This is a genomic window from Bradyrhizobium jicamae (assembly GCF_001440395.1).
GTDB classification, from domain to species: Bacteria; Pseudomonadota; Alphaproteobacteria; order Rhizobiales; family Xanthobacteraceae; genus Bradyrhizobium; species Bradyrhizobium jicamae.
The window spans coordinates 31,102-43,382 of the sequence record NZ_LLXZ01000046.1; the positions used below are offsets into that span (position 1 = coordinate 31,102).

General features: G+C 63.6%; 11 protein-coding genes. 10 read left to right on the top strand and 1 reads right to left on the bottom strand.

Annotation, left to right across the window (positions count from 1 at the left end; genetic code table 11):
* Positions 1–169 precede the first annotated feature (169 nt).
* The 10 genes from CQ12_RS06960 to CQ12_RS41910 all read left to right on the top strand — a co-directional run bounded on the left by CQ12_RS06960 (position 170) and on the right by CQ12_RS41910 (position 9,737).
* Positions 170–487, top strand: coding sequence for an FtsB family cell division protein (locus CQ12_RS06960; protein WP_057834598.1), 318 nt, complete (start codon positions 170–172; stop codon positions 485–487).
* A 217-nt stretch (positions 488–704) separates the two neighbouring features.
* On the top strand, positions 705–1,730 hold the full coding sequence (gene pdhA, locus CQ12_RS06965) for a pyruvate dehydrogenase (acetyl-transferring) E1 component subunit alpha (protein ID WP_057834599.1): 1,026 nt from the start codon (positions 705–707) through the stop codon (positions 1,728–1,730).
* A 30-nt stretch (positions 1,731–1,760) separates the two neighbouring features.
* Positions 1,761–3,152, top strand: coding sequence for a pyruvate dehydrogenase complex E1 component subunit beta (locus CQ12_RS06970; RefSeq protein ID WP_057834600.1), 1,392 nt, complete (start codon positions 1,761–1,763; stop codon positions 3,150–3,152).
* Between the two features lie 6 nt (positions 3,153–3,158).
* Positions 3,159–3,464: a DUF5076 domain-containing protein gene (locus tag CQ12_RS06975; protein ID WP_057834601.1), complete on the top strand. Its 306-nt coding sequence runs from the start codon at positions 3,159–3,161 to the stop codon at positions 3,462–3,464.
* Positions 3,465–3,466: 2 nt separating this feature from the next.
* Positions 3,467–4,813 carry a pyruvate dehydrogenase complex dihydrolipoamide acetyltransferase gene (locus tag CQ12_RS06980; protein ID WP_057834602.1) on the top strand — a complete coding sequence of 449 codons (1,347 nt, stop codon included), beginning with the start codon at positions 3,467–3,469 and terminating at the stop codon, positions 4,811–4,813.
* Positions 4,814–4,871: 58 nt separating this feature from the next.
* Positions 4,872–5,078: a hypothetical protein gene (locus CQ12_RS06985; protein ID WP_057834603.1), complete on the top strand. Its 207-nt coding sequence runs from the start codon at positions 4,872–4,874 to the stop codon at positions 5,076–5,078.
* 17 nt (positions 5,079–5,095) lie between these two features.
* On the top strand, positions 5,096–6,514 hold the full coding sequence (gene lpdA / locus CQ12_RS06990; RefSeq protein WP_057834604.1) for a dihydrolipoyl dehydrogenase: 1,419 nt from the start codon (positions 5,096–5,098) through the stop codon (positions 6,512–6,514).
* Positions 6,515–6,641: 127 nt separating this feature from the next.
* Entirely contained in the window at positions 6,642–7,883 is a 1,242-nt protein-coding gene (locus tag CQ12_RS06995) for a threonine synthase (protein ID WP_057834605.1), read from the top strand.
* 138 nt (positions 7,884–8,021) lie between these two features.
* Positions 8,022–8,990: a tripartite tricarboxylate transporter substrate binding protein BugD gene (locus CQ12_RS07000; RefSeq protein WP_057834606.1), complete on the top strand. Its 969-nt coding sequence runs from the start codon at positions 8,022–8,024 to the stop codon at positions 8,988–8,990.
* 21 nt (positions 8,991–9,011) lie between these two features.
* Positions 9,012–9,737 (top strand): hypothetical protein, encoded by a 726-nt coding sequence (locus CQ12_RS41910; protein ID WP_057834607.1) that lies wholly within the window; start codon positions 9,012–9,014, stop codon positions 9,735–9,737.
* A 106-nt stretch (positions 9,738–9,843) separates the two neighbouring features.
* On the opposite strand, the gene CQ12_RS07010 is transcribed toward CQ12_RS41910, so the two are convergent.
* Positions 9,844–12,042, bottom strand: coding sequence for a lytic transglycosylase domain-containing protein (locus CQ12_RS07010; protein ID WP_057834608.1), 2,199 nt, complete (start codon positions 12,040–12,042; stop codon positions 9,844–9,846).
* Positions 12,043–12,281: the final 239 nt, after the last annotated feature.

Genomic DNA, 12,281 nt, shown 5'->3' on the forward strand with positions numbered 1-12,281 from the left:
TGCGAGGAGCTCGCGAAAAATTGCAAAGCAATTTTGCGCTGAAGCGACAAAGCAATCCATCCATCCGTTATGCCGTGCTATGGATTGCTTCGCTTCGCTCGCAATGACGGGCCGGCATTCGGGCCACTTCTTTAGGAATCCATTAACCCAGCCATCGCATCTTGGGCGCATGGTCTCTCGCGCTCGATTGAAATCCATCCTGACCGGCCTCGCCCTCTACACGGTGGCGGCGCTGATGGTCAGCTATTTCGGGATCAACGCCTATACCGGCAAATACGGCCTGAACGCCCGCCAGGAGCTCGATCAGGAGATCATCGCGCTGACCTCGGAGCTGGCGCGGTTGAAGCGGGAGCGGGCAGAGGGCGAGCAGCGGGTATCGCTCTTGCGCTCCGACCGGGTCGACCCCGACATGCTGGATGAGCGCGCGCGCTTCCAGCTCGACTACGCCAATCCGCGCGACCTGATCCGGACCATCAAGCCGAACTGATTTTCAAGCCGCTGTCATCAACAGCGCAATTGTCGGCACGATACTTCCGTCACCGTCCGCAAATTTCAAAAAACTGCAAAATCAATTTCGAAAATGTCCCGCCACGTTGCAGTGCGGCATAGCAATATTTTCTCCAGCGCACGCAATCCTTTCACGGCGGTTTGAGTTGGGATAGAGAGGGCTGATCCCGTCTCTCTTTCTCACCCCCGGAATTGCCATGGCCGCACCCAAGAAAAGCGTCGTCGCGAAGGAAGCTGGACAGGAGAAGGCAAACGAATCCCCACCGGAATTCACCAAGGCGCAGGAGCTGGCTGCGCTGCGGGACATGCTGCTGATCCGCCGCTTCGAGGAGAAGGCGGGCCAGCTCTACGGCATGGGTGCGATCGGCGGTTTCTGCCATCTCTATATCGGCCAGGAAGCGGTCGTGGTCGGGATGCAGATGGCCCTGAAGCAGGGCGATCAGGTCATAACCGGATACCGGGACCACGGCCACATGCTGGCCTGCGGGATGTCCGCCAACGGCGTCATGGCCGAGCTCACCGGCCGCCGCGGCGGCTACTCCAAGGGCAAGGGCGGCTCCATGCACATGTTCAGCATGGAGAAGAATTTCTACGGTGGCCACGGCATCGTCGGCGCCCAGGTTTCGCTCGGCACCGGCCTTGCTTTCGCCAACCGCTATCGCGGCAATGACAATGTTTCGCTCGCCTATTTCGGCGATGGCGCCGCCAACCAGGGGCAGGTCTACGAAAGCTTCAACATGGCGGAGCTGTGGAAGCTCCCGGTGATCTATGTGATCGAGAACAACCGCTACGCCATGGGCACCTCGGTGTCGCGCGCTTCCGCGCAGTCGGACTTCTCCAAGCGTGGCGCCTCCTTCAACATCCCCGGCAAACAGGTCGACGGCATGGACGTCCGCGCGGTCAAGGCAGCCGCGGATGAGGCGGTCGCCTGGTGTCGCGCCGGTAACGGCCCCTTTATCCTGGAGATGCAGACCTACCGTTACCGCGGCCACTCGATGTCGGACCCTGCGAAGTATCGCACCCGCGAGGAGGTGGAAAAGGTCCGCCACGACTCCGACCCCATCGAGCAGGTGCGTAGCCGCCTGCTGGCCGCCAAGGTCACCGAGGAGGAGTTGAAGAAGATCGACGCCGAGGTCCGCGAGATCGTCAACGCGTCAGCCGATTTCGCCCAGCGCGATCCTGAGCCTGATGTGTCCGAACTCTGGACCGACATCTATCGCTAAGCGCAAGCCCCAAAAGTATCCGGAGCCATCATGCCGATTCAAGTTCTGATGCCTGCGCTGTCGCCCACGATGGAGAAGGGCAACCTCGCCAAATGGCTGAAAAAGGAAGGTGAGACCATCAAGTCGGGCGATGTCATCGCCGAGATCGAGACCGACAAGGCGACGATGGAGGTCGAGGCGACCGATGAGGGCACGCTTGGCAAGATCCTGATTCCGGAAGGCACCGTCGACGTCGCGGTGAACACGCCGATCGCGATGATCCTCGCTGACGGCGAGAACGCGGCCGAGCTTGCGAAGGCGCCGGCGCCCGCTGCCAAGGCCGCGGAGTCTGCGCCTCCCGCAGAAGCCAAGGCGGAAGCGCCGCAGCCCAAGGCCGCACATCATCCGACAGCGCCGGCGTCCGTCAGCGAGCCGGAGCCGGAAGTGCCTGAAGGCACCGAATTTATCACCCAGACCATCCGCGAAGCGCTGCGTGACGCAATGGCCGAAGAGATGCGCCGCGACGGCGACGTCTTCATCATGGGCGAGGAAGTCGCGGAATATCAGGGCGCCTACAAGGTCACCCAGGGACTTCTGCAGGAGTTCGGCGCACGGCGCGTGATCGACACCCCGATCACCGAGCACGGCTTTGCCGGCGTCGGCGTCGGTGCGGCGATGACGGGGCTGAAGCCGATCGTCGAGTTCATGACCTTCAACTTCGCCATGCAGGCGATAGACCAGATCATCAACTCCGCGGCCAAGACGTTGTACATGTCCGGCGGCCAGATGGGCTGCTCGATCGTGTTCCGCGGACCGAACGGCGCCGCCGCCCGCGTCGCCGCCCAGCACAGCCAGGACTATTCGGCCTGGTACTCGCAGATCCCGGGGCTGAAGGTGATCGCGCCGTTCTCGGCCGCCGACTACAAGGGCCTGCTGAAGGCCGCGATCCGCGATCCCAATCCGGTCATCTTCCTCGAAAACGAAGTGCTCTACGGTCACACCGGCGAGGTGCCGAAGCTCGACGACTACGTCGTGCCGATCGGCAAGGCGCGCGTGGTGCGCAAGGGCAAGGACGTCACCATCGTCTCATGGTCGATGGGCATGACATATGCGCTGAAGGCCGCGGAAGAACTCGCCAAGGAGGGCATCGAGGCCGAGGTGATCGACCTGCGCACGTTGCGTCCGATGGATACCGAAACGATCATCGCCTCCGTGCAGAAGACCGGCCGCGCGGTGACGGTGGAGGAAGGCTGGCAGCAGTCCGGCGTCGGCGCCGAGATCGCGGCCCGCATCATGGAGCACGCCTTCGACTATCTCGACGCGCCGGTGGCGCGGGTGTCCGGCAAGGACGTGCCGATGCCCTATGCGGCGAACCTCGAAAAGCTGGCATTGCCGTCGGTGGCCGAGGTGGTCGCGGCCGCCAAGGCCGTTTCGTATCGGTAGGTCCAGATGGCCGGTCCCAACGAACAGCCATTGCCGCCCGACGTGATCGGCCGCGATGACGCCGTGGAGGTCCTGCGGGCGTTCGGCGTCGATGGCGGACTCTCGATCGCGTTCCAGCGCGCGTTCGAGGAGCCTGACATGTGGGGCCTGATGCTGGTCGATATCGCCCGCCACGCCGCCCGCGCCTATGCGCGCGAGAGCGGCTACACCGAGGACGAAGCGCTCGCGCGCATCGTCGATATGTTCGAAGCCGAAATCAACCGGCCGACCGACACGGGCTCCACCACGCCGCGGTCGCAACAGGGTCACTGACAATGCCGATCAACATTTTGATGCCCGCGCTGTCGCCCACGATGGAAAAGGGCAACCTTGCCAAGTGGCTCAAGAAGGAGGGCGACAAGGTCAAGTCCGGCGACGTGATCGCGGAAATCGAGACCGACAAGGCGACGATGGAAGTCGAGGCGGTCGACGAGGGTACCATCGCCAAGATCCTGGTGCCCGAGGGCACGCAGGACGTCCCGGTCAACGATGTGATCGCGGTGATGGCCGGCGACGGCGAGGACGTGAAGGCCGCCAGCGCAGGGGCAGGGACTGCGCCCGCAGCAAAGCCCGCCGAGGCACCGAAGGAAGCGCCGAAGCCCGCTGCCGCGGCACCTGCGCCAACGCCTGCACCGGCTGCCGCGCCCGCACCGGCAGCTCAAGCAGCGGCTGCCCCTTCCAAGGGCAACGGTCACGCCCGCATCTTCTCGTCGCCATTGGCCCGTCGTCTTGCCAAGGACGCCGGCATCGATCTTTCGCGCATCACCGGCTCCGGCCCGCACGGCCGCGTCGTGGCGCGTGACGTCGAGGACGCGAAGTCCGGCAAGGGCCTAAAGGCGCCGGCTGCCGCGCCTGCCGCGGGCCCGGGCCTCGCGCCGTCCATGTCGGACAAGCAGATCCTGGCGCTGTTCGAGCCGGGCTCCTACGAGGTCGTGCCGCATGACGGCATGCGCCGCACGATTGCCCAGCGCCTCACCGCCTCGGTGCAGACCGTGCCGGTGTTTTATCTGACGATGGACTGCGACATCGGCAAGCTGCTGGTGGCGCGCGAGGAGATCAACGCGGCCGCACCGAAGGACAAGGAGAAGAAACCCGCCTACAAGCTCTCGGTCAACGATTTCGTCATCAAAGCGATGGCGGTCGCGCTGCAGAAGATTCCCAACTGCAACGTGAGCTGGACCGAAGGCGGCATGCTCAAGCACAAGCATTCCGACATCGGCGTCGCCGTCGCGATGCCCGGCGGCCTGATCACGCCGATCATCCGGAAAGCGGAAACCAAGACGCTGTCGACCATCTCGTCCGAGATGAAGGATTTTGCGGCGCGCGCGCGGGCGCGCAAGCTGAAGCCTGAAGAGTATCAGGGCGGCACCACCGCGGTGTCGAACCTCGGCATGTACGGCATCAACCACTTCACCGCCGTGATCAATCCGCCGCATGCGACGATCCTCGCCGTCGGCACCAGCGAGGAGCGCCCCGTGGTCCGCGCCGGCAAGATCGAGATCGCGCAGATGATGAGCGTGACGCTGTCCTGCGATCACCGCGCCATCGACGGCGCGCTCGGCGCCGAACTGATCGGCGCGTTCAAGCAGTTGATCGAAAACCCCGTCATGATGATGGTGTGAGCCGGGTGCCGGTTTGGGGGCAACATTGAATGTCCGGACACGCTGGCCATGGATATCGATGCTGCTTACGGTCGCCGTGGCGCTCAACCCCGTCGGAATCGACTTTCTTCGCTCCGCCTTCTTCGCCGGCGAACAACTGGCGCGGAACATCGCCCAGCCGATCGTCCTGACCGCGATGGCGATCCTCGCTCTGATCGGCGCGCTCGAATGGCTGGTAAGGGTGCTTATTATCAATCGCCGCGCGCGCGGCGGAACAACTGCGTGAGTTGAACGGGAGCCGCCATGGCCGACACATCCTTCGACGTCATCATCATCGGCTCCGGCCCCGGCGGCTACGTCACCGCGATCCGCTCGGCGCAGCTCGGCTTCAAGACTGCCATCATCGAGAAATCCTATCTCGGCGGCATCTGCCTGAACTGGGGCTGCATCCCGACCAAGGCACTGCTGCGCTCGGCGGAAATCTATCACTACATGCAGCACGCCAAGGATTACGGGCTTTCCGCCGAGAAAGTCTCGTTCGATCCGAAGGCCGTGGTGCAGCGCTCGCGCGGCGTCTCGAAGCGGCTGAATGACGGCGTCGGCTTCCTGATGAAGAAGAACAAGGTCACGGTGATCTGGGGCGACGCCTCGATCGACGCGCCCGGCAAGGTCACGGTGAAGAAGTCCGCCGTGGAAGCGCCGAAGGGCGCGCTGGGCGAGGGCGCCTATCAGGCCAAGCACATCATTATCGCCACCGGCGCCCGCCCGCGCGTGCTGCCGGGGCTGGAGCCCGACAAGAAGCTGGTGTGGACCTATTTCGAGGCGATGGTGCCGGACCGGATGCCGAAATCGCTGCTGGTGGTCGGCTCCGGCGCGATCGGCATCGAGTTCGCCTCGTTCTTCCACACCATGGGCGCCGACGTCACCGTGGTCGAGGTGCTGCCGCAGATCTTGCCGGTCGAGGATGCCGAGATCGCGGGCCTTGCGCGCAAGCGCTTCGAGAAGATGGGCATCAAGATCCTCTCCAACACCAAGGTGACGAAACTGGAGAAGAAGGCTGACAGCGTCGTCGCCACCATCGACGACGGCAAGAAGCCGCAGACGGTCGAGTTCGAGCGGGTGATTTCCGCAGTTGGCGTGGTCGGTAATGTCGAGGGCCTCGGGCTGGAGAAGCTCGGCGTCAAGACCGACCGTGGCGTCATCGTGATCGACGGCTATGGCAAGACCAATGTCCCCGGTATCTACGCCATCGGCGATGTCGCGGGTCCCCCGATGCTCGCGCACAAGGCCGAGCATGAGGGCGTGGTCTGCATCGAGGCCATCAAGGGCCTGCACCCGCACGCCATGGACAAGAACCTCATCCCCGGCTGCACCTATTGCAACCCGCAGGTCGCCTCTGTGGGTCTGACCGAGGCGAAGGCGAAAGAGAGCGGCCGCGAGATCCGCGTCGGCCGCTTCCCCTTCGTCGGCAACGGCAAGGCGATTGCGCTCGGCGAGGATCAGGGTCTGGTCAAGGTGATCTTCGACAAGAAGACCGGTCAGTTACTCGGCGCGCACATGATCGGCGCCGAGGTGACCGAGCTGATCCAGGGCTACGTGGTCGCGATGAATCTGGAAACCACCGAGGAAGAGCTGATGCATACCGTCTTCCCACATCCGACGCTGTCGGAGATGATGAAGGAAGCCGTGCTGGATGCCTACGGGCGGGTACTGAATATCTGACGCCGCCGTCATTGCGAGGAGCGAAGCGACGAAGCAATCCATTTTATCCGTTATGCCGCGGTATGGATTGCTTCGCTTCGCTCGCAATGACGCTGAGAGACCACGTGAACAAGAAAGAAAACCAAGCGTGAAAGACAACGACAACCTCACCATCGAACGCCCGACCTTCGTGACCCACCTCGAATGCGCGATGGAGGGCGATCGGTACGAAGCCGACCAGATCCACAACCTCTCCAAGGCCGGCAAGCCGCTGCTGGTGCGCTACGACCTCGCCGGCGTGAAGAAGGCACTGACCAAGGATGCGCTGGCGCAGCGCCCCGCGGACATGTGGCGCTATCGCGAATTGCTGCCGGTGCGGAAGGTCAGCGACATCGTCAGCCTCGGCGAAGTCATGACGCCGCTTATTCGCCTGCCGAAGCTGGCGAAGAAGCTTGGCGGCGGGGAGATCATCATCAAGGACGAGGGACGGCTGCCGACCGGTTCGTTCAAGGCCCGCGGCCTCGTCATGGCGGTGTCGATGGGCAAGGCGCTCGGCATCAGGCACATGGCGATGCCGACCAATGGCAATGCGGGCGCGGCGCTGGCGGCCTATGCCACCTCTTGTGGCATCAAGATCACGATCTTCTGCCCGGCCGATACGCCGGAAGTGAACGTCAGCGAGATCGAGCTGCAGGGCGCCACCGTCTATCGCGTCAACGGCCTGATCGACGATTGCGGCAAGATCGTCGGGGAAGGAAAAGCCAAAGCCGGCTGGTTCGATACCTCTACGCTGAAGGAGCCGTACCGCATCGAGGGCAAGAAGACGATGGGGCTTGAGCTTGCCGAACAGCTCGGCTGGGAGATGCCCGACGTGATCTTCTACCCGACCGGCGGCGGCACCGGCCTGATCGGGATGTGGAAGGCGTTCGCCGAGCTGGAAGCCATCGGCTTCATTGGATCGAAGCGCCCGCGCATGGTGGCGGTGCAGGCGTCCGGCTGCGCGCCGATGGTGCGTGCTTTTGAAGCAGGCACCGAGCACGCGCCGCGCTGGGAGGACGCGCACACCATCGCCTCTGGCATTCGCGTGCCGCAGGCGGTCGGAGATTTTCTGATCCTGCGCGCGGTCCGTGAGAGCAAGGGATTTGCGATTGCGGTCCCGGACGAGAAGATTTCTGCTGCGCTCAACGAAGTCGCGCGCGAGGAGGGACTGCTGTTGTGTCCGGAAGGGGCGGCGACGTATGCTGCCTATCAGCAAAGCCTCGCCGAGGGCCGCGTGACGAAAAACGATCGCGTCATGCTGTTCAATTGCGCGACGGGGCTTAAATATCCGCTGCCGCCGGTCACGCGCACGCTCGACCGACACAAGCCGATCGACTACGCTAGCCTTTAAGCCGTCATTGCGAGCGCAGCGAAGCAATCCATCTCGCTGCGACGGAAGTATGGATTGCTTCGTCGCTTCGCTCCCTTGCACAAACGCTTCGCGTTAGTCGCAGGCAATGACGGTGGCGGGCGTTTCAGGGAGGTAGTTATGCGAAGGTTCGTTCTGGCCGCATTTGCAACGCTCGTTCTCGTCAGTTCGGGCACCGCCCAGAACTTCCCCTCGCGTCCCCTGACCATCATCGTGCCGTTCTCCGCCGGCGGTCCCTCGGATGCGATGGCGCGGATACTCGCCGAGCGCATGAAGGTCACGCTCGGCGAGCAGGTCCTGGTCGAGAACGTGACCGGGGCAGGCGGCTCGGTCGGCGTCGGCCGCGCGGTGCGTTCACCGCCTGACGGCTACACGGTCAGTTTTGGTCATCTCGGCACCCACGTCGCCAACGGTGCGATCTACAAGCTCGGCTACGACCTCGTCACCGATCTCGAACCGGTCGCGCTGCTGCCGAGCAATCCGATGATCATCGTCAGCAAGAAGGCGGTGCCCGCCACGTCGCTGAAGGAGTTCCTGGCGTGGCTGAAGGCGCAGCCGACGCCGGCGACCGCGGGCACGGCAGGCGCCGGCTCCGGCAGCCACATCGCCGGGCTCTATTTCGAGAACGTCGCCGGCATCAAGCTGCAATATGTGCCGTACCGCGGCACGGGTCCCGCGATGAACGATCTCGTCGCCGGCCAGATCGATCTGATTGTCGACCAGACCTCGAACTCGATCGGGCAAGTGCGCGCCGGCAACATCCGTGCCTACGCCATCACGGATTCCAAGCGCGTCGAATCCGCCTCCGACATCCCGACCGTGGACGAGGCGGGACTGCCGGGATTTCACATGACGCTGTGGTCCGGCCTCTGGGTCCCGAGGGGCACGCCCAAGGATGTCGTCGCTAAGCTGAATGACGCGACCGTCGATGCGCTGAGCGACCCGGCCGTACGCAAGCAACTCGAAAACCTCGGCCTGCAGATGCCGCCCAAGGACAAGCTGACACCCGAAGCGCTCGGCGCCTGGCAGAAGGCCGAGATCGCAAAATGGTGGCCGATGATCAAGGCCGCCAACGTGAAGGTGGATTGATCTCGCGCAAGCGAAACGCCAATGAAAAATCTTGCAGTGGCGTGGCGCGCGTCCAGCGCGGCGTTTGCGTGCATCGCGTCGGTATTCTGGTTCTTCGCCCCGGCCAGTGTGAAGGCAGATCGAACAAGTTCGAGCAAAGCGATTTTGAAAAGATCTGGGCTAATGGCGGGGTGCAGTGAGATGGCCACTGGCCTCAACAATATTCAGGACGAGCGGGCGTTCATCAAGTACCTCACTGAGACGATTGCCTGGTGCCGCGATGCGGGCTCGCCAGCACAGCCAAGAACGTCCTTGCGAACATGCAAGCCCGTGCTGGACGACCTGACGTCCCAAGGCACTCAGGTCTTCAGTGTGTGTTTGGAGCGCTCACGACGCCTCTCATCTTCCGGAAAGCGCGATCTTTCGCCGGTCGCCGATCTCTGCGGAGGCCGGCTTCTGGCGTATTTCCCTGATGACAACCTCGCCTGTGGAACGGCAGAGGCGGAATCGCAGGGCTTTTTCGATGTCAACAACATCCCTCCATACGATACCTGGGTGTGGATGGTCCGAAATGTCAGAACCTTCGCGTATGCGGACGGTGCCCGCGGGGAAATGGAGGCGAACTACCTGATCGCTTGGGTACCGCCGGACTTTATCCAACTGGCGAACGATGGCATCGCTGTAATTCCCGAGGCATGCGTCCTGTGGCTCGATACGCTCGACGACGAGTTCGTGCGATCGCTTCGGCGCATGGGATTTCTCACTTAGGTGAATGTGAATTGATGTCACCACCGCAAATCGGTGTTTCTGGCCCGCGGACGTAGCGCGGCCCGACGGCGGAAGGCACAACTCGCATTTGCTCGCCGGGGTCCGCTTACTGCGAGCCTGTCGGTGCTGCCGCATTCACCTCCCGCGTATTGACGCGCTGGTCGGCCTTCGACGCCACCGCGGCGTCGCTGCCAAACCGCACGCGGTAGACCGCCAGATTCTCCATCACGCGCTGGACGTAGTTCCGCGTCTCCGAAAACGGAATGCGCTCGACCCAGTCGACGGGATCGACCTTGGGGTCACGCGGATCGCCATAGGCCTTGATCCAGTCCCGCACCCGGCCCCTGCCGGCGTTGTAGCCGGCAAAGGTCATGATGTGATTTCCTTTGTATTCGCTCAGCAACGCGCTCAGTTCGGCCGCGCCCATCTGCGTATTGTAAACCGGATCGGAAACCATGCGGTCCCAGTCGTAGCTGACCTTGAAGCGCTTCGCGGTATCGCGTCCTGCTTCCGGCGTCACCTGCATCAGGCCGACGGCATTTGCCGTGGACTTGTCGCGCTGGTCGAACGCGCTCTCCGTGCGCGCCACCGAATAAATCATGCTGTGCTCGATTTCGGGGGCGAGCTGGCGGTGCGGCGGAATCCCGATGATAGGAAACGCGTAATGGTCGAGCCGCAGTCCGCGGCCGAGCGAGGGCTTTCCGACCTGCAGCATCGCGCGGGCGTCGTTGCGGCGGCCGGTGAGCTCGCCCAGCGCCTCGAGCAGGGCAACATCAGAGCTTTGTTCGCCGAGATCGGCAGCAAAATACAGCACGACATCGCGCTCGCCGATCTCGTAGAGCATCTCGGCGGCGCGCACACGCTCGTCCGTGGCGGAAGCATCGGTGGACGCGAGAACGGGTGAGGGCGCGCGTAGCTCGATCTGGTCACGGCCGAGCCTGGCGCGCGCGAGTTGCCCGTAATAGGCGGTCGGATAGCGGGCGGCCGCCTCATAGCTCAAGCGCATCGCATCCGCCTGGCCAAGGGCTTCGGCCGCGCGTCCGCGCCAGTAGTTCGCACGCGACAGCACGGTCGGATTGACCTGCCCCTCATCGATGCGGGCGAAATGCCGGGCCGCGGTGGCGGGGTCGTGGAGGTAGCGCAGGGCTATCCAGCCGCACATGAAGTGGTAGTCGGACCGGTAGTATTCATTGGCCGGCAGCGCGGCGGGGCGGATCACATCGTAGGCCGTCTGGAACTTGCCGTCATCGAGCAGCCTGCGGGCGAGGAAGCGCCGTTCGCGCCACCATTGATCGGTGTCCTGCAGCGCCATGGTCTCAGGAGCCGCGGCCAGCATCAGGCGGGCCGCATCGTCAATGCGCTTTTCGGCGAGCATCCACTGGATGCGGCAAAGGGTGTAGCCGAGATCCTGCCGTGCCTCGGCTGCGACATCGTCGAGTGCATCCTTCGCCTTGTCTGATTTTCCCCTGACCGCGGCACAAGCCTTCACGATCGCAAGCTCGTCGTCGCCAAGGCGCCGCGCGGCGCGCTTCGCGCCGGCGAGATCCTTGGCGCCGATGCGCCTGTCCATGCGCGCGCGGTGGTCGTCGCGATTGAGAAGGTCACGGAACGTCTCGAGCACATCGGTCTCCAGGCGCTCCGACAATTCGTCCGATTGCCATGCGTCGCGCACCAGCCTGGCTGCGCCGTCCTGATCGCCCTCGGCGAGCAGCACGCGTGCCAGCGCCAACTTGCCCTTGGCATAGGTGGGCCGATCGGCGGTGAAGCTGCGGACCGTTGCCGCGTCGATGCGCTGCTCCCACAGCCGCGCCTCGGCGCGTCGGCGCAGCAACGCCGCACTCGGCCATTGCGGATTGGCGGCGATGAACGCCGCGTAGCGGCTGAAAGTCGTGGTCGTCGCCGGATGGCGCAGGATGAACCATTCGACGAGCTTCTGCGCTGCCGGATCCGCGATCCTGTTCCTGATGTCGGTAGCCTCTTCGGTCTTTGCCTTGCGCGCGAGCTCGATGGATTCCTTCACCAGTGCCAGATCGCCCGTTAGCGGCGCGATGGCCTCCTTGGGAGCAGGCGGAGCCTCCGGCCGCTTCGCCTTGCGTTGGGCGGAAGCGTTTTTGGCGTGCCGATTTTTTCCGAGCGCAGCCTTGCGATGCGGCCGAGATTCCTTCACCGCGTGCGACTTCTTGGTCGCTTCGTGTGCCTTCTGGGCGTGTGGCTTATGGCTAGCCCGCGCGGTCGCATCCGTCGAGAAGAGGGTGAGTCCAGCCAGCGTGAAAAAACAGGACAGCGAGCGCAAGCATCGGTTCATTCCATGGTCCCCCTGCGAAAGCCACGTCACAAACACTGTCAAAACCAAGAGATCGCGTGATGCGTGTGGCCCCAACTGTTCGAAAGATTGCCACAACCCACAAGATGCAATTGTCGCATCTACACAACAAACACGCGCAAAATGAGGCAGATGGAACGCGACGAGTTCCAATGTAGCAGCGGGCGCCGTCCCGTTAGGGCGACGTGTACGCCGTAATTCAACGGAAGCGACATCCGGGA

Excerpts from the sequence above, each read along its gene's own strand:
- CQ12_RS06980 (WP_057834602.1), top strand. The coding sequence starts at position 3,467 with ATGCCGATCAACATTTTGATGCCCGCGCTGTCGCCCACGATGGAAAAG.
- CQ12_RS07000 (WP_057834606.1), top strand. The coding sequence starts at position 8,022 with ATGCGAAGGTTCGTTCTGGCCGCATTTGCAACGCTCGTTCTCGTCAGT.
- CQ12_RS06960 (WP_057834598.1), top strand. The coding sequence starts at position 170 with ATGGTCTCTCGCGCTCGATTGAAATCCATCCTGACCGGCCTCGCCCTC.
- CQ12_RS06970 (WP_057834600.1), top strand. The coding sequence starts at position 1,761 with ATGCCGATTCAAGTTCTGATGCCTGCGCTGTCGCCCACGATGGAGAAG.
- CQ12_RS06985 (WP_057834603.1), top strand. The coding sequence starts at position 4,872 with ATGCTGCTTACGGTCGCCGTGGCGCTCAACCCCGTCGGAATCGACTTT.
- pdhA (WP_057834599.1), top strand. The coding sequence starts at position 705 with ATGGCCGCACCCAAGAAAAGCGTCGTCGCGAAGGAAGCTGGACAGGAG.
- CQ12_RS07010 (WP_057834608.1), bottom strand. The coding sequence starts at position 12,042 with ATGAACCGATGCTTGCGCTCGCTGTCCTGTTTTTTCACGCTGGCTGGA.
- CQ12_RS06975 (WP_057834601.1), top strand. The coding sequence starts at position 3,159 with ATGGCCGGTCCCAACGAACAGCCATTGCCGCCCGACGTGATCGGCCGC.
- lpdA (WP_057834604.1), top strand. The coding sequence starts at position 5,096 with ATGGCCGACACATCCTTCGACGTCATCATCATCGGCTCCGGCCCCGGC.
- CQ12_RS41910 (WP_057834607.1), top strand. The coding sequence starts at position 9,012 with ATGAAAAATCTTGCAGTGGCGTGGCGCGCGTCCAGCGCGGCGTTTGCG.